Here is a 16,445-nt window from a genome sequence, read left to right on the forward strand (position 1 = left end):
CCCGGCGCGACGCGCTGCCGCGACTCGCGGGCGCCGGGTGTCGGGTGCCTCAGGCCGTACCGGCGGCGGGTACGGCGGCCGGCCGGCGGCCGGGACCGGGAGCGGAGCCGTGCTCGGGCGGGTCCTCGGGGGCGCGCTCGGACGCGGACAGCAGGACCGTGGCGACCGCGCGGGCGCGGACCGCGGCCTCCGTGGTGCCCTCGCGCAGGGCGGTCACGATGGCGCCGTCGCCGAGCAGGGCGAGCTGCCGGGCCAGGGTCTCGTGGTCGCGGTACCCGGCCTGGGTGAGCAGTCCGTCGAGCCGCGCGATGACCTTCTCCTTGTGCTCGGCGGCCACATGGTGCGCGGGGCTCTCCGGGTCGGCGGTCTCGACCATGGTGTTGATGAAGGCGCAGCCGCGGAAGTCCGCCGCCGCGAACCGTTCGGCGAGGCCGTCGAAGAGCGCGAGCGGCAGTTCCTCGGGGTCGCGGGCGCTCGCCTCGATCCGGCCGTCGAGCCAGGCCCGCCACATGCCGTCGCGGCGCCGCAGCACCTCGACGACCACGTCGTCCTTGCTGGGGAAGTGCCGGTAGAAGGAGGCGCGGCCGACTCCGGACTCGGACAGGATCCGCTCGATCCCGACCGCCCGGATGCCCTCTTCGTAGAAAAGACGCTCCGCGGCGCTGAGGAGCCGTTCTTTCGCGTTCGTGGCCATGCCAAACGGTACCACTCGGTTCCGAACAGGGGAACGGAGTGCCCGCCTCCCGTTGCGCGGGATGGAACCGATCGGTACCGTCGTGATGGTACCGATCAGTTCCGTCTTGGTCCGGCTCAAGGAGAGCTCCATGTCCCGCCTGCCCCAACTGACCGTCGAGACCGCCAACGAGGAGCAGCGCGAGCTGCTCGAAGGCACCCTCAAGCAGCTCGGCAAGCTGCCCAACCTGTACGCCGCCCTCGCCAACGGCCCCGCCGCCCTGCGCGGTTACCTCGCCATGCGCGAGGCCCTGGTCGGCGGCAGCTTCAGTGCCCGGCAGCGTGAGCAGCTGGCGCTCTACATCGCCCAGCGCAACGACTGCACCTACTGCGTCTCCGCGCACACCATGCGCGGCGGCAAGGTCGGCCTCAGCGAGCAGGAACTGCTCGCCACCCGCCAGGGCCACGACTCCGGCGACCCGCACATGGACCAGGTGCTGCGGATCACCGGCGCGATCATGGAGAGCGGCGGCCGGATCAGCGACGCCGCCCTCGCCGACGCCCGCACCGCCGGCGTCACCGACGGCGAACTGGCCGAGATCGTCGGCCACGTCGCGCTCAACGTGCTGTCGAACTTCTTCAATCACGTTGCGCAACCGGAGTTGGACTTTCCGTTGGTCCCGGCGCAGCTCGCCGAGTAAAGTCCTTCGCGGCCGTCCAGGGGTGCCGGGATCGAACGCGCGTCCGGCACCCCGGTGGTGCGACCGACTGGGGCGATCGAGCGGGTGGCGTGACCGGCCACCCGAGTGCCAGCTGCCGCCGGTGGGGCGGCGAGGGGGTTGAACACGTGGACATCGACGCAAGAACCCTGAGGACGTTCCGCGAGGTGACCCTGACCGGGTCCTTCACCCAGGCGGCACGCCGCCTCGGGTACTCGCAGAGCAGTGTCACGGCGCAGATGCGCGCCCTGGAGCGGCAGGTGGGCGAGCCCGTCTTCGAACGACTGCCCAGCGGCGTACGGCTCACGCGCACGGGAACCGTGCTGTGCGACTACGCCCGCCAGATCCTCAACCTCGTCGGCGAGATGGAGGTCGCGCTGCGCCGCCCGGCGGCCAACCCGCCCCGGATGACCGTCGGCGTGGTGCCCGCGCTCGCGTACGGGCAGCAGCTCGCCCGGCTCACCCACCTCGGCCGCAGGCTCCTCTCCGGGGTCCAGCTCGCGCTGCGGGTGATGGGCACCGGCGAGGTCCACGACGCCTTCCGGGCCGGGACCATCGACGGCGCGCTCGTGCTGACCGTCGTCGACGCCGACGACCCGGCCGCGCTGCCCGGCGCGCTGACCGACCCGCTGCGCGCCGACCGGCCCGACGACCTCACCGAAGTCCGGCTCCAGGAGGTCGAGTTCGTGCCCGTCACCGGAGTGTCCCGGATGCGTGGGGCGGCCGCCCCCGGCCGCCAGGTCGTCATCGCCGACCCCGACTGCCCCTCCCAGCGCTGGCTGCCCGAGTTCCTGCGGCTGCGCTCCGACGGACCGCCCGAGATCCATGAACTCGGCTCCATGGCCGGGGTCCGCGCCGCCGCCCAGTCCGGACTCGGCTGCGCCATGCTCCCGATGGCCCTGGCCACCTCCCCGCGCGAGGCCGGCGGACTGCGCCCGCTGCCGGGCGTGCCCCGGATGCGCTGGAACGCCTCGCTGGTCTCCGCCCGCGGCGACGACCGGCCCGCCCTCGACTGGGAGAACCTCGCCGAGACCCTGCGCCAGGCCACCGCGCTGGCCTGCGCCGACCCCGGCGAACCCGAGGGCGCCGCCGCGTTACCCGCGCTCGGCACCACGCCCGGCCTCAACCCGGGCCTCGCGAACTGACCCGACGGAGCTGACCGACGGGGCCGACCGGCGGGCTCCACCCGGCGATCCGCTCCACCCCGCGGCGCGGCGACGCGCCGCCCCGAACCGGTGTCACGGCCCACCCGTCTCTCCCCGGACCCACACCCCCGACCGGGCTCAGGAGCCGGTGGGTGAGCCGTGGCACCACCCTCCCCACCCGTACCGCCGCCCGCGCCGCCGCTCGTTACGATGGAAGACCGCCCGGAGAGCGCGGGGTACGGGCGCGGGAACGGCGAAGGGCACGGGTGTGAGGGACAGCGGCGGCGACGGGGCGGCACAGCCCGCCGCGCCCAGGCGCGCACAGGGCGAACTGGAGGCCCAGGTGCTCGCCGTGCTCAAGGACGCCCCGGGCCCGGTCCCGGTCGCCTGGGTGCGCCAGCACCTCGGCGGCAGCCTCGCCTACACCACCGTCATCACCATCCTCACCCGCCTCCATGGCAAGGGTGCCGTCGCCCGCGAACGCGCCGGACGCTCCTTCGTCTGGACCGCCGTCGCGGACGCGGCCGGACTCGCCGCGCTGCGGATGCGCAAGGCCCTCGACGCGGGCGCCGACCGCAAGGCCGTCCTCGCCTCCTTCGTCACCGCGCTGCCGCCGAACGACGAGCGACTCCTGCGTGAACTCCTCGCCGAGGAGGGCGAAGACAGACCGGAGGACAGCGAGGAGGGCGGAGACTAGCGGGCATGGGAGTCTTCGTCTTCCTTCCGCTGCTGCTCCCGCTCAGCGCCTGGCCGGTCGCCCGGCTCGCCGCGCACCGGCTGCACCCGCGCGCCGCGACCCGGCTGCTCACCGCCTTCGCCGTGGTCCTCGCCGTGTGCAGCACGCTGTGCCTGGCCCTGCTGATGGTGGTCGGCACCGCCCAGCTCCCGGGCAATCCGCTGCCCGACGGCTGGTCCGACCCGGAGGTGCGGGCCGCGGTGCCGTACGACGAGATCGCCGGCCGCGCCGCGATCCCCGCCCTGGTGGCCGTCGTCGCGGGCTGTCTGCACAGCCTCGCCGGTCATCTGCGGCTGCGGCGCAGGGCCGAACGCGCGCTGGCCGGGCTGCCCGGACGGCGCACGGTCGCGGTGCTGCCCGACCCCGAGCCGTACGCCTACGCGCTGCCCGGCGGACCCGCGCTCGCCCGGCCCCGCCGTCGGCGGCACGACCGGGTGGTGGTCAGCACCGGGATGCTCGACGCGCTCGGCCCGGCCGAGCGCCGGGCGCTGTTCGCCCACGAACGCGCCCATCTGACCAGCCGTCACCACCGCTATCTGCTCGGCGTCCAACTCGCCGCCCGGGCCAACCCGTTCCTGCGCCCGCTGCGCACCGCCGTCGGCTACACCGCCGAACGCTGGGCCGACGAGGAGGCAGCTCGCGCGGTCGGCAGCCGCCGCGCGGTGGCCCGCGCGATCGGGCGCGCCGCCCTGGTGGCCCGCCCGGTGTCCGGCCTCGCCACCCTGGGTCAGCTGTCCGGCGGGGGTACGGGGGCGGCCCCCGGCCCGGTCGCGGGTCCGGGCGGCGGGGGAGCGGAGCCGGGGCCGGTGCCGCGCCGGGTCGCGGCGCTGCTCCGGCCCGAGCCCGCGGGGCTCGCCTGGCCGCCGCTGAGCACCGCGGTGGGCCTCGCCGTCTGGTCGGCGGCGGTCGGCGCCGTGGTGTCGGCACTGTCCTCCGCCAACTCGGCGGTGACCCTGTTCCTGGTGCTCAGGGCGGCGACCCCGATGTGAGACCGGGGCCGGGTCCGGTCCGTGCGTCCTACAGGTCGAACTCGTGCGGCGGCAGGTCGAGCGCGTAGCACGCCTCGCGCACCACACCCTGCTCGGTCTTGTCGAAGTCGCCGTCGGCGCCGCCGATGACGATGCCGATCTGGATGACCGCGCGGGCCTCGGCCGGCTTCTTCTTGGCCTTGGCGATCTCCTGGAGGACGCTCACCTTGCCGAAGTCGAAGTCGGCGGTCAGCCGGTCCAGGTTGGCGTCGAACCTGCGCTGCAGGTCGGTCGCGTCGAAGTTCTGCAACACCTCGTTGCTCGCGATGAGTTGGGCGACCCGGCGGCGCTCGGCGGGGTCGACGGTGCCGTCCGCGGCGGCGACAAGGGCGCACATCGCCATGCTCGCGTCCCGGAAGGCGCCGCTCTTGAGGTCGTTCTTCTTGGCGGTCAGCTGGGTCTGCATCGTCGATGCGGACTCCTTGATGCGGTCCCACAGGGCCATGGTGCAAGCACTCCAGAGGTCGGTAACTTCTACGACTGTGTAGAACGTAGCAGTCCCGCCCCGAGTTCCCGGGGCGCGCCCGGACCACGCCCGGGCACGGAAAACGCCGGACGGCGGTGGGGCAGCTGCCCCACCGCCGTCCGGCGTGTGCGTGTGTGTCCCGCGCGGGACCGGAGGTCAGACCGCCGGTGCCGGGAAGGTCGGGTACTCGACGCCCGAGACGTGCTGGACGACCCGGATGACCTGGCAGGAGTAGCCGAACTCGTTGTCGTACCACAGGTACAGGATCGCATTGTCGCCGTCGACCTTGGTCGCGCCCGCGTCCACGATCGACGCGTGGCGGGAGCCGACGAAGTCCATCGAGACGGCGTCGGGGGCGGTGGTGAAGTCGATCTGACGCTTCAGCGGGGAGTGCAGCGAGACGTCACGGAGGTACTCGAGCACCTCCTCGCGGGTCGTCTCACGGCCGAGCCGCAGGCTCAGGATCGCGATCGAGACGTCCGGCACCGGCACCCGGATGGAGCTGCCGGTGATCGGAGCCTTCAGGTCGGGCAGCGCCTTGGCCACGGCGGAGGCGGCGCCCGTCTCCGTGATGACCATGTTCAGCGGCGCGGAACGGCCCCGGCGGTCCGCCTTGTGGTAATTGTCGAGCAGGTTCTGGTCGTTCGTGAACGAGTGGACCGTCTCCACGTGACCGCGCAGCACCCCGTACTCGTCGTCCATCGCCTTCAGCGGCGGGACGATCGCGTTGGTGGTGCAGGACGCGCAGGACAGCACCCGCTCGTCCGGCTTGACCGTGTGGTGGTTGACGCCGTGCACGATGTTCGGCACGTCGCCCTTGCCGGGCGCGGTCAGCACCACCTTGTCGATGCCGGGACGCAGGTGCTTCGAGAGCCCCTCGCGGTCACGCCACTTGCCGGTGTTGTCGATGAGGATGGCGTTGTCGATGCCGTACGCCGTGTAGTCGACCTCGGAGGGGTCGTTGGCGTAGATCATCTTGATCGTGTTGCCGTTGGCGACGATGGTGCCGTTCGCCTCGTCGACGGTGATGGTGCCCTGGAACTGGCCGTGGATGGAGTCGCGGCGCAGCAGCGAGGCACGCTTCACGATGTCCTCGGCGGCACGCTCGCCGCCGCCGCGCACCACGATGGCGCGCAGCCGCAGGCCGTTGCCGGACCCGGCCTTCTCGATGAGCAGGCGGGCGACGAGCCGGCCGATGCGGCCGAAGCCGTACAGGACGACATCGCGGCCGACACCGCGCTCGATCTTGTTGGCGCCACAGGCACCGGCGACGGCCTCGGCGGTGAACTCGGCCACCGGGAGACCCCGGTCGTCGGCCTTGTACTCCGCGGCCAGCATGCCGATGTCGATCTGGGACGGGCCCAGGTCCAGCGTCGTCAGTGCCTGAAGGAACGGCAGGGTCTCGGTGACCGAGAGCTCCTCGCCGTCGATCTGGCGGGCGAATCGGTGGGTCTTGAGAATGCTGACCACCGACTTGTTCACCAGGGAGCGGCTGTGAACGAGGACCGTGACGTCCTGCTCGCGGTGCAGCTTCCCGATGATCGGAATCATGGATTCCGCGATCTCCTCGCGGTTTTTCCAGTTTGTGAACGAGTCCTCGTTGACAGTCACAGTGCATCTTTCGAGCTAGGCGGTGCTCATATGCTAACCCGACCCTTCAGGTGGGCGGCAGGGGGCCCTCCTGTGGTTCCCGACACGGGGGGTGTGGTGGGGGGTTCCCGGCGGTAACATCGCGGCCGCACCATCTGACTCTCCCTCACCGTCCGTCGCGCCACTCGCCCCGGAGGTCCGTCGATGCGTCGCCGCCCCCTGCCCGTGCTCCTCACCGTCCTCACCGCCCTGGCCGCCGTCCTCGCCGGGCCCACCGCCGCTGCCCAGGCCCAGACCACCCCGCGGGCCGCCGCCCACCGGCCGGTGATCCTCGTCCACGGCTACAACGCCGACCCCGGAGTCTGGGGCAGCCTGGACAGCCGCCTCAGAGCCGCCGGATACACCGACGGCGAGATCTTCCGCTGGGGCTACGACACCCACGTCTCCGTCAACGAGACCCTGGGCGGACGCTTCGCCGCGTACGTCGACGAGGTGCGCCGCACCACCGGCGCCGACCGGGTCGACATCGTCGCCCACTCCTTCGGCAGCCTGCCCACCCGCTGGTACGTGAAGTTCGGCGGCGGCACCGCCACCGTCGCCCACTGGGTCTCGCTCGCCGGACCCAACCACGGCACCAGCGTCGCCTGGGCCTGCGCCCTGTGGGACCAGGCGTGCCGTGACATGACCCCCGGCAGCTACGTGCAGAAGCGCCTGGCCGAGGGCGACGAGACCCCCGGCGCCGTCTCCTACACCACCTTCTGGTCCAACTGCGACGAGGTGATCAACCCGGACGACAGCGTCCCGCTGACCGGCGCCACGAACCGCCCGGCCGGCTGCCTCGACCACAACGCGCTGCTCGGCGACGAGGCCGTCGGCCAGGGCGTCCTCGCCGCCCTGGCCTCCTGAACCGACCCGGCCCGTCGGCCGCCCCCTACCGGCCGACGTCCCGCGCCCGCAGGTCCGCCAGGGTCTCCCGGCGGACCAGCAGGCGGCTGCCGCCCGCCGCCACCGCGACCACCGGCGGGCGGCCCACCAGGTTGTACGTCGACGCCATCGACAACTGGTACGCCCCCGCCACCGGCAGCGCGAGCAGGTCGCCGGGGCGCACGTCGGCGGGCAGCGGAACGCCCTCGGCGAGCACGTCCCCGGCCTCGCAGTGCCGGCCCACCACCGTCGTCCGGCGCTGATCGGCCCCCGACCGGCGGCCGATCAGCCGGGGCGCGTACCGCACCCCGTACAGCGCCGGGCGCGGGTTGTCGCTCATCCCGCCGTCGACGGCGACGAACACCCGCTCCGCCGTCGCCTTCACCGCCAGCACCCGGTAGACGGCGACCCCGGCCGGGCCGACGACCGCGCGGCCCGGCTCGACCAGCAGCCGGGGCACCGGCAGGCCCGCGCTCGCACAGCTGTCGACGAGCGCCGCCCGCACCCGCCGGGCGAGCCCGGCGACGTCGAGCGCCGGATCGCCCGGCCGGTACGCGATGCCGTGCCCACCGCCGAGGTCGAGCTCCCGGAGCACCACCCCGTGCGCGTCCCGGGTGCGGGCCATCAGCCCGACCAGCCGCCGCACCGCCACCAGATACGGCTTCACCTCGGTGATCTGTGAACCCAGATGGCAGTGCAGACCGGTCAGTTCGAGCCGCGGCTGGTCCAGCACCCGGGCGACGGCGTGCTGCGCGTGCCCGTCCCGCAGCGACAGCCCGAACTTCTGGCCGTCGTCCCCGGTCCTGACCTTCGGATGACCGCCCGCGCCGATCCCGGGCGTCACCCGCAGCATCACCCGCTGCCGCTCGTGCGGGCCGACCGCCGCCGCGATCCGGGCGATCTCCGCCGGACCGTCGATGACGATCCGCCCGACTCCCAGCCGCAGTGCGGCCCGCAGATCCTGCGGCGACTTGGCGTTGCCGTGCAGCAGGATCCGCTCCGGCGGGAACCCGGCGGTGACGGCCAGCTCCAGCTCCCCGGCGGAACACACATCCAGCCCGAGCCCCTCCTCCTCGACCCAGCGGGCCAGCGCCCGGCACAGGAACGCCTTGGCCGCGTAGTGCACCTCGGCCTCCGGGAACGCCTTCCGGTAGGCCCGGCAGCGCCGCCGGACCTCGTCCTCGTCCAGGACGTACACGGGGGTGCCATGGCTCTCGGCGATCTCGTCGAGCGCCACCCCGCCGACGAGCAGCCGCCCGTGCGGCTCCTCCACGGCCGACGCGGGCCACACGGACCCGGGCCCGATACCGGTCCCGGTGCCGGTGCCCAGCGGGGGCAACGGTGCGAGCGTCATCGCCGCGCCCCCCTTCAGCGGACCGCAACGGGCCGGGGCGGCCGCCCTCCGCACGGGCGAGGTGGCGCGGGGGTCAGCGTCGGGTCGACGGTCAGCGTGCCGACCCCGAGCGGCCTGACGAGGGCCCAGAGCGCGGACTCCGCCAACGGCGTCCACGCCTGCTCCGCGCCGAGCGCCGCCCGCAGCCGCTCCGGGCTGGTGAACGCGACGGCGGTACGGGCTCCGTGCGGCGTACGGAACAACCGCGCCGCACAGCCACCCGCGACCGTCCGGACGGGCACGCAGAGCGGCGACCGGCCGTCCGGCACCTGTTCAGCGGGCTCGGCGTCGTCTCCGTACAGGGCGAGGGTCATGGGGGTTCCTCCTGGCAGGCAGCCCGCCCGGCGTCGTTCGCGCCGGGACCTGCTCCGAAGCTATGCCCGCCGGGTGCACGGAGGGCAGCGCCCCGGTCACACTCTGACGTACTTCTGATGCCCCGCCCGGCCCCCTTGGCGCGTTCTCGTCCCTCACCTCGATTCCGACCTCGATTCCGACCTCGATCCCCTCTCGACCCATGCCTCGGTTCCTTCCTCCTTTCCGACCTGTTTCCCTGACCACGTCCCCCCTCCTCGTGACCTCGGCGGGGCTCCGTCCCGGGCCCGGGACGGAGGAAACCGCACCACCAGGCAGGACCGGTTTCCGCAATCCCTTCGAAACCGCCCCGCTCGGCCTGGCACCCTTGCGGGGTGACGTACGTCGTGACTGTGGAGACCTGCATACCCGACGACGCCCCCGACCTCGACGCGCTGGGCCGGTTCGGGGCCGTCGTGCTCATCGAGCGGGGCTTCGGCTCCGTGGCCGGGGCCGAAGGGCCCGACGGCGTCGAGGTGGACGTCCTCGACGTGGTGGTGGCCGCCCGCCCGCGCGGCGCCGAGGTGACCGTGACCGTGCTCGCGCCCGCTCTCGAAGCGGCCGAGGACGCGGTCGGCGCGGTCGCACAGGAGGTGCTCGACCGGGCCGAGCAACTGACCGGCTGGCTGGTGGTGACCAGCGAGGTCCGGCTGCAGCCCGAGCGGGTCCAGGAGAGCCTGGCCGCCGCCGACGGCCCGGACGCCCCACCGAGCGACCCGGCCGCCCGCCGCGCCCGGCACACCGCCGCCCGGCCCGGCGGCCCGGACGACCACGACGACGGGACCTGGTCGGAGATCGGCGAGGACGCCCCCGACCCGGAGACCGAGATCCGCGCCATGGCCGGCCGCCTCCGCTCCTTCCCCCCGGCGGCCTTCGGCGCCAGCCCCGACACCGCCGAACTCGCCGCCGGAGCCCTGGTGCACGCCGCCGAGGTGCTGATCGACGAGCTGTACGACGACGTGCAGACGCTCGCCGACGAGGACACCGACGTGGCCGCCTGCCAGAGCCACCTCTGGCACCTGGACCGGCTGCCCGCCCGGCACGCGGCCCACTACGACGAACCCTTCGCCCGCCGCTTCCTCGTCACCGCCGTCGCCCTCACCACCCGCTTCACCGACGGCGGCTTCCACCACCTCGGCTGCCTCGCCGAGGAACTCGTCCTGCGCTTCCTCCTCGACCAGGCCAGGGTCGCCCTCGACCTCTACGGACTCCTGGACGACGACGTCGAGACCGCCCTCGAACGCTTCCGCGCCCACGTCCACGCCGCCGACGGCACCCCCGCCGACGAGGCCCCGGACCCGCTCGGCTTCGGCACCTGGTTCACCCCCTACGGCGCGGACCGCTACGTCCACCCCTACGCCGCCGACACCCCCGAGGACGAACCCGCCGAGGAACCCGAGGGCGCGTAGCGCGGGCAGCACGCAGGGCACTTGTGGCCTGCGTGGCCTGCGTGACGGGTGTGGCCTGCGTGACGGGTGTGGCGCCCGGTGGTCACGGCGGTCACACCGGTCACGCCGCCTCGGCGAACAGCTCGCGCATCCGGGCCGCGTAGGCGCGCGGGTGGCTCGTGTTGCCGTTGTGGCCGCCGGGGAAGACATGGACCTCGGTGCCGAGCAGCTCGGCGAGGGCGCGGACGCAGGCCACGTCGAACACCCCGCTCGGCGTGCCGGCGCCGACGGCCGGCAGGATCCGGGTGCCGCAGTCCCGTAGCAGCGTCGGGTCGAGGGGGTCCTGGACGATCGCGGTCAGGTCGTGGCGGAGGAATCGGTCGAAGTTGGCGATCCGCCGGGCGTCCATCGGCTGCGGGGTCAGGCCCGGCTCGCTGTCCTTGCCCGAGGTGTCGATCCCCAGGGTCCGGGCGATCTCGCGGAACACCGGAGCCAGGCCGTCGCTCGCGTACAACTCCCGCAGGTGGACCAGCTCGGCCTGGTGCCGCGCCCGGTCGGCCGCCGGGAGCAGCCGCGGCGCCACCGGCTCATGGGCGATCAGGGTGCCGATGAGCCCCGGGTGGCGCACCGCCGTGTGCAGTCCGATCAGCGCGCCCAGGCTGCAACCGAGCATCAGGACGGGCGAGTCGGTGAGCGCGCGCAGCAGCCGGGCGACGTCGTCGGCGTGGTCGGTGAGGCTCGCCCCGTGCTCCGCGCCCGCCGGTCGGCTGCGGGAGAGTCCGCGCCGGTCGTAGGTGACGACGGTGTAGGTGTCGGCGAGCCCGGCCACCAGGTCCACCGTGCGGTCGGCGTCGCCCTCGCCGCTCTGCGCGATGAGCAGCAGCGGACCGGAGCCGGTGAGCTGGTAGTGCAGCGCGCCGCCGGGGACGGCGAGGGTGTGGCGGGTGGTGCGGAGGCTGGTCGTGGCGGTTCCGGTGGTCCTGGCGGCGCTCATGACGGCGTTCATGGTGATTCCCCCTTTGTCACGGCCGACGGGGGTCCCCGGCGGCCTGTGCCTCCATGATGCATCGAACTCGATGCATCTGTCTAGATGTATTGAGGATGATATATCGAAGAGGCTGCATCGGGGGAGATGTATCGAGGCCGATGGGGTCGGGGTAGGGTCCCGCCCATGAACGGAGTCCAGCTCTTCCTCCTCGGCCGCGCCCTGATGAAGCTGGGCGAGGAGGCGCTCCCCGAGCCGCCGGGCGACGGCGCCGCCCGCCAGCCCGGCAGCAACCGCGTCGTCCTCGTCGTCGCCAGCGACATCGCGGCCCACCGGGACACCACCGTCGGCGAGATCGCCACCCGCACCGGCCTGCCGCAGAGCCAGGTCTCCACCGCCGTCGCCCGGCTGAAGGAGGCGGGCTCGGTCGAGACGGCCCCCGACCCCGCCGACCGTCGCCGCACCCTGGTCCGGCAGGCGGGCGAGGTCTCGACCCGCGTCGCCGAGGTGCGCGCCACCAGCATCGAACGCCAACTCGCCGCGGCACTCGGCACCGACGACCCCGACAGCCTCGGCGAGGTCACCGCCGCGCTCGATCTGCTCGCCCGCCGCCTCCTCGACTGAGCCGAGGGCCGGGGCCGGGCGGGGCCATAGAATCGGGCGCCGAGCGCCGGAGCGGCGGCGTGATCGTGGGAACAGCGGAAAGACCGGAGGGGCGGAGCATGTTCGTCAAGGTGTGCGGGCTCGCCACGACCGCCGACATCGACGTGGCCGTCGACGCCGGGGCCGACGCGATCGGCCTCGTCATCAGCGGCACCAGCGTCCGCGGCCTGGACCGCGACCGGGCCGCCACCCTCGCCGCCCACGCCCGCTCCCACACCCCCGAGCGGGTGCTCTCCGTCCTCGTCGTCAACGACACCCCCGCCGCCGAGGCCGCCCGCCTCGCCCGCGAACTCGACGTCGACGCACTCCAGTTGCACGGCCCCGCCTACCCCGAGGAAGCCTTCGCCTCCGCCGCCGCCGTCTTCCCCCGGCTGTGGCGCGCCACCTCCCTCAAGGAGCGTCCGGACACCCGCGTCGGCGCGTACGGCGAGGACGTCCTCCTCCTCGACTCGCCCCGCGCGGGCTCCGGCGCCCGCTGGGACCTCTCCCTGCTCACCGATGCCCGCCCCGAAGGCCACTGGCTCCTCGCCGGTGGTCTCGCCCCCGACAACGTCGCCGAGGCGATCGCCCAGGCCCGCCCCTGGGGCGTCGACGTCTCCAGCGGCGTCGAATCCGCCCCGGGCGTCAAGGACCACGCCCGCATCCGCGCCTTCGTCACGGCGGCCAGGACGGCCTGACCGTCCCGCGGCGCCCCGTCCGTCCGCGGCGGCCGTCGGGCTCGCGTCCTCGTTGTCAGACCCTCCCGATAGCGTGCGGAGCACGGTCGGTTCCGACGGCCGAACCCTGATAGACGCATGCGACACATGCGACACATGCGAGGAGATGCGCCGTGGACATCCTGCTCATCGGTGGTCTGTGGTTGGACGGGTCCGCCTGGGACGACGTGGTGCCCGAGCTGGTCGCGCTCGGGCACCGGCCGGTGGCGCCGACGCTGCCGGGGCAGGGGGACGGGGCGGTGGCCGCGACGCTCGACGAGCAGGTGGCGGTCGTCGTCGAAGCCGTCGACAAGGCGGCGGGGAAGCCGCTGGTCGTGGGGCACTCCGCCGCCGCGAGCCTCGCCTGGCTGGCGGCCGACCGGCGGCCGGAGCAGGTGGCCGGGGTCGTGCTGATCGGCGGCATCCCGACCCAGGACGGCGGGACGTACGCGGAGCTCTTCCCGATCGAGGACGGCGTCATGGCGTTCCCCGGCTGGGCACCGTTCGAAGGGCCCGACGCCGCCGACCTGGACGGGCCCACCCGCGAGCGGATCGCCGCCGCGGCCCATCCGGTGCCCGAGGGGGTCGCCAGGGGAGTGGTGCGGCTGACGGACGAGCGGCGGTACGAGGTGCCCGTCGTCCTGGTGTGCCCCGAGTTCAGCCCGGACCAGGCGAAGAAGTGGATCGCCGAGGGAGAGGTCCCCGAACTCTCCCGCGCCGCCCATCTCTCGTACGTCGACATCGACTCGGGCCACTGGCCGATGGCCACCCGGCCCCGCGAGCTCGCCCGCCTCCTCGCCGATGCCGCCGAGGCCGCCGATGCGGCCGACACCCAGCGCTAGTGCCGCACCCCGGTCACGCTCCCGGCCCCGGCTCCAGCCCCGGCCCCGGCTCCAGCCCCGGCCCCGGCTCCAGCCCCGGACCCGGCCCCGGCCCCGGCTCCGGCTCCGGTTCCCGCTCCGCCCCCGGCCCCTGCTCCGGTTCGCGGTTCGCGACCCAGTGCCAGAAGTCGACCATCATCCGTTCGTAGCGGATGCCGAACTCCAGGGCCTCCCGCTGGCCCCGTGTGAGCAGCTCACCGACCTCGTCGGCGAGCCGCTCGTACTCCGCCAGGGTCCCCGTGTGCGCGGTGACCTGGACCGGGGCGTGGAGGCGGGGGCTGGCGCCGAACCAGAGTTTGAGGATGCCGCGTTCGCGCGCCTCCACGGGGACGAACGCGGGGTCGTCCAGCCAGCCGCGCAGCGCCGCCGTGCCCGCGTCGGTCAGCCGCAGGGTGCGCCGGTTGCGGCCGCCCTCGCGGCGGACCACCGTGAGCAGCCCGGCCTCCAGGAGCCGGTCGCACTGCGCGTACACCTGGGCGTGCGGCACCTGCCAGAACGGGGCCACCGTCCGGGCCGCCTCCACCTTCACGTCGTACGGGCTGGCCTCGCCGAGCTTGTCGATGATGCCGAGCACCAGGAACGAGGGCGTGGTCAACCGGACTTCAGACATGCGGTGACCGTACACGGCCCCCGGCCGCCCGCCCCCGCCCAGCAGCGCCTGCCCAGCCTCCCCCGCCCGGCCGTCAGCCCCGCCGGCTCCACAACAGGCGGCCCGACACCCCGGTCACGAGCAGCCCGGCCACCAGACCGACCAGGCACAACGCCGCGCCCGAGCCCCAGTCCACCGCCGACGCGCGCACCGCGAGCAGCACCCCGAAGGCGACCGCGACCACCGGCACGGCCAGCAGCGCGGGCCGGATCCGGGCCAGGTCGTCCTCGGCGAGCGACCCGAGGACGCCGACCCCGAGCGCCACCGCCCAGACCCCGAGCCCCTGTGCGTCCGCCCGGCTCACCTGCCACGGCACCAGCGCGCCCCAGAACTCCGGCGCCACCAACAGCCCCGTGCCCACCCCGAACCAGCCCGCGCCGAGCACCGCGAGGAGCGGCTTCGACCAGCCCGGCAGCGGCGCCACCGGCGCGGGCCGCACCCCGGGCGGTCTGCGGTACTGCAGCGTCAGGCACACCACGGCGGCCACCGCGAGCAGCGCCAGGGTCGCCACCCAGCCCAGGCTGAACAGGGCCAGGAACAGCGGGCCGCCGGTGGCGATCCGCAGCTGCCCTGCGTTCAGGAGCGACACGGCGAACAGGCCGGTCAGGACCACCGCGAGCGGCCACACCAGGGTCCGCGCCTCCTCCCAGGTCCCCGCCCGGCCGACCGTGAGCAGCGCGGGCGCGGTCCCCGCCATCGCCGCCCCGAGCAGCCCCGGACTCAACGCCTCCGGCGACACCCACGGCCCGGCCGCCCGCCCGGTCAGACTCGCGACCAGCAGGAGACCACCGACCCCGAGGCTGATCAGGGCCACAGCCGTGCTCAACACGACGATCCCGGGCGCGAGTTCCCGCCCGCCGGACAGGTGGGACGGGTGGGACAGGCCGGCGGCACCGGGGGGACCCGCCGGTCCGTCCGACGCGGGCCGGGACTGCCCGTCCCGGTCCCGCATCCCCACCGTCTCCATCTCCATCTCCGTCTTCGTCTCTTGCTCTTGCTCTTGCTCGGCGCGGCTCATACGGACTCTCCTGTCCTCGCCACGGCGTCGGCATCGGCGTCGACGCCGACGACACGGGACCCGCGGCGCGCCGCCTCGCGCCCGTACAGCACCCGCAGGCTCAGCAGCAGGTTCGCGGCGAAGGCCAGGAAGCCGCAGCCGATGCCCGCCCCCGCCACGAGCGCGGTCAGCGGGTCGAGGTGCATCACCCGCTCGAACACCAGCGCCGCGCCCGCCGAAAGACCGGGCGCCAGACACATCGCGAGCAGGTGCAGCCGCCACTCCTCGCGGGCCCAGACGTGCCCGCGCCGCGCTGCCCGTGAGGCGCGCAGCTGGAGCACGCCGACGACGAGCACGTACGGCACGAGGTAGCCGAGCAGCAGCCGCCGGCCCTCGGTGCCATGGCCGAGGAAGCCGTACGTGAGCAGGGCGAGGCCCGTCGCGGCGGCCGCGTACCCGGCGGCCGTCACCGGCCACGGGAACCAACCGCCGGTCACCAGCGGGTGGTCGGTGCGCCGGTCCATCGCGCGGGAGGCGAGCAGCGCGCCGAACACCACGAGGAGGCCGAGGTGCATGATCGCGACCCGGTTGACGTCCTGGAGCCCGAGCCCCGGGTAGAGCGCGGGCAGCGCGCCCCACTCCAGGCGCAGCAGCGGCGCGGTCATCAGATAGCCGTAGCAGAGCAGCATCCACCGCTGGTGCAGTTCGGGCAGCCCGGTCACGGCCGTGAGCACCCCGAAGGTGACCGCGAAGACCGTGCCGACCAGGACCGTCGCAAGGACGATCCAGAACGCGGCGCCGCTGAAGGCCCGTTCGGGCGCGGTGCGGGCCAGATAGACGGCCGCGCCGCCCATCGACACGTACACGACCACCGCGTACCCGATGCCGAGCGCGCGGTGCAGCCGGATCCGCCGCCGGACCGCCGAGAGCAGTTGCAGCGGGCCGAGCAGCATCAGCGTCCCGCCGAGCACCGAGTGCACGATCAACGGCAGCAGACTGCGGGTGTACGGGTCCATCCGGTCCCGGACCGCGGCCGCCACGTACTCCGGCGAGACCGACCTGCCGAGCAGCCACTCGCCGAGTGCGGGCGCGCCGGGGCGGGCGTACGGCCACAGTTCGGTGAAGGCGATCGGCGCGTAGCCGACGCAGACGACCGTCACCGC

18 protein-coding genes are annotated in these 16,445 nt (G+C 74.1%); 9 read left to right on the forward strand and 9 right to left on the reverse strand.

Annotated features, from left to right (window positions below; all coding sequences use genetic code 11):
- Positions 1-49 precede the first annotated feature (49 nt).
- The gene (locus tag ACIPXM_RS08510) at positions 50-694 is read right to left on the reverse strand and encodes a TetR/AcrR family transcriptional regulator (protein WP_401653339.1); all 645 of its coding nucleotides are present in this window, start codon (positions 692-694) and stop codon (positions 50-52) included.
- A gap of 130 nt (positions 695-824) precedes the next feature.
- Between ACIPXM_RS08510 and ACIPXM_RS08515 the strand changes: the two genes are divergently transcribed.
- From ACIPXM_RS08515 to ACIPXM_RS08530, 4 genes are all read left to right on the forward strand, one after another.
- Positions 825-1,373: a carboxymuconolactone decarboxylase family protein gene (locus ACIPXM_RS08515; protein ID WP_401653341.1), complete on the forward strand. Its 549-nt coding sequence runs from the start codon at positions 825-827 to the stop codon at positions 1,371-1,373.
- Between the two features lie 146 nt (positions 1,374-1,519).
- Positions 1,520-2,536, forward strand: a complete 1,017-nt coding sequence (locus tag ACIPXM_RS08520; RefSeq protein ID WP_401653343.1) for a LysR family transcriptional regulator — start codon at positions 1,520-1,522, stop codon at positions 2,534-2,536.
- Between the two features lie 268 nt (positions 2,537-2,804).
- Entirely contained in the window at positions 2,805-3,233 is a 429-nt protein-coding gene (locus ACIPXM_RS08525; RefSeq protein ID WP_401653345.1) for a BlaI/MecI/CopY family transcriptional regulator, read from the forward strand.
- A 5-nt stretch (positions 3,234-3,238) separates the two neighbouring features.
- The gene (locus ACIPXM_RS08530; RefSeq protein WP_401653347.1) at positions 3,239-4,261 is read left to right on the forward strand and encodes a M56 family metallopeptidase; all 1,023 of its coding nucleotides are present in this window, start codon (positions 3,239-3,241) and stop codon (positions 4,259-4,261) included.
- A gap of 28 nt (positions 4,262-4,289) precedes the next feature.
- On the opposite strand, the gene ACIPXM_RS08535 is transcribed toward ACIPXM_RS08530, so the two are convergent.
- Both ACIPXM_RS08535 and ACIPXM_RS08540 read right to left on the reverse strand, forming a co-directional pair.
- Entirely contained in the window at positions 4,290-4,745 is a 456-nt protein-coding gene (locus ACIPXM_RS08535; RefSeq protein WP_401653349.1) for a tellurite resistance TerB family protein, read from the reverse strand.
- A 177-nt stretch (positions 4,746-4,922) separates the two neighbouring features.
- Positions 4,923-6,377 (reverse strand): glyceraldehyde-3-phosphate dehydrogenase, encoded by a 1,455-nt coding sequence (locus ACIPXM_RS08540; protein WP_401653351.1) that lies wholly within the window; start codon positions 6,375-6,377, stop codon positions 4,923-4,925.
- Between the two features lie 183 nt (positions 6,378-6,560).
- Between ACIPXM_RS08540 and ACIPXM_RS08545 the strand changes: the two genes are divergently transcribed.
- Positions 6,561-7,262, forward strand: coding sequence for an esterase/lipase family protein (locus ACIPXM_RS08545; RefSeq protein WP_401653353.1), 702 nt, complete (start codon positions 6,561-6,563; stop codon positions 7,260-7,262).
- Positions 7,263-7,287: 25 nt separating this feature from the next.
- Here the strand turns inward: ACIPXM_RS08545 and lysA are convergent, their stop codons facing one another.
- Entirely contained in the window at positions 7,288-8,634 is a 1,347-nt protein-coding gene (gene lysA / locus ACIPXM_RS08550) for a diaminopimelate decarboxylase (protein WP_401653355.1), read from the reverse strand.
- 14 nt (positions 8,635-8,648) lie between these two features.
- The gene (locus ACIPXM_RS08555; RefSeq protein ID WP_401653357.1) at positions 8,649-8,987 is read right to left on the reverse strand and encodes an SAV_915 family protein; all 339 of its coding nucleotides are present in this window, start codon (positions 8,985-8,987) and stop codon (positions 8,649-8,651) included.
- 372 nt (positions 8,988-9,359) lie between these two features.
- Between ACIPXM_RS08555 and ACIPXM_RS08560 the strand changes: the two genes are divergently transcribed.
- Positions 9,360-10,433, forward strand: coding sequence for a hypothetical protein (locus ACIPXM_RS08560; RefSeq protein WP_401653359.1), 1,074 nt, complete (start codon positions 9,360-9,362; stop codon positions 10,431-10,433).
- 100 nt (positions 10,434-10,533) lie between these two features.
- Here ACIPXM_RS08560 and ACIPXM_RS08565 read toward each other — a convergent pair whose 3' ends face one another.
- Positions 10,534-11,418 (reverse strand): alpha/beta fold hydrolase, encoded by an 885-nt coding sequence (locus tag ACIPXM_RS08565; protein WP_401653361.1) that lies wholly within the window; start codon positions 11,416-11,418, stop codon positions 10,534-10,536.
- A gap of 165 nt (positions 11,419-11,583) precedes the next feature.
- On the opposite strand from ACIPXM_RS08565, the gene ACIPXM_RS08570 reads away from it, so the two are divergent.
- The 3 genes from ACIPXM_RS08570 (at position 11,584) to ACIPXM_RS08580 (ending at position 13,597) form a co-directional block, all read left to right on the forward strand.
- Positions 11,584-12,021, forward strand: coding sequence for a MarR family winged helix-turn-helix transcriptional regulator (locus tag ACIPXM_RS08570; protein ID WP_401653363.1), 438 nt, complete (start codon positions 11,584-11,586; stop codon positions 12,019-12,021).
- Positions 12,022-12,119: 98 nt separating this feature from the next.
- Positions 12,120-12,737, forward strand: coding sequence for a phosphoribosylanthranilate isomerase (locus tag ACIPXM_RS08575; protein WP_401653365.1), 618 nt, complete (start codon positions 12,120-12,122; stop codon positions 12,735-12,737).
- Positions 12,738-12,889: 152 nt separating this feature from the next.
- Positions 12,890-13,597 carry an alpha/beta fold hydrolase gene (locus ACIPXM_RS08580; protein WP_401653367.1) on the forward strand — a complete coding sequence of 236 codons (708 nt, stop codon included), beginning with the start codon at positions 12,890-12,892 and terminating at the stop codon, positions 13,595-13,597.
- A gap of 13 nt (positions 13,598-13,610) precedes the next feature.
- Here ACIPXM_RS08580 and ACIPXM_RS08585 read toward each other — a convergent pair whose 3' ends face one another.
- The 3 genes from ACIPXM_RS08585 to ACIPXM_RS08595 form a co-directional block, all read right to left on the reverse strand.
- Positions 13,611-14,246: a PadR family transcriptional regulator gene (locus tag ACIPXM_RS08585; protein ID WP_401653370.1), complete on the reverse strand. Its 636-nt coding sequence runs from the start codon at positions 14,244-14,246 to the stop codon at positions 13,611-13,613.
- Between the two features lie 73 nt (positions 14,247-14,319).
- Entirely contained in the window at positions 14,320-15,258 is a 939-nt protein-coding gene (locus tag ACIPXM_RS08590) for a hypothetical protein (RefSeq protein ID WP_401653371.1), read from the reverse strand.
- A 41-nt stretch (positions 15,259-15,299) separates the two neighbouring features.
- Positions 15,300-16,442 carry a DUF2306 domain-containing protein gene (locus ACIPXM_RS08595; RefSeq protein WP_401653373.1) on the reverse strand — a complete coding sequence of 381 codons (1,143 nt, stop codon included), beginning with the start codon at positions 16,440-16,442 and terminating at the stop codon, positions 15,300-15,302.
- Positions 16,443-16,445 lie beyond the last annotated feature (3 nt).

Source organism: Streptomyces sp. NPDC090025 (genome assembly GCF_044748125.1).
GTDB lineage: Bacteria > Actinomycetota > Actinomycetes > Streptomycetales > Streptomycetaceae > Streptomyces.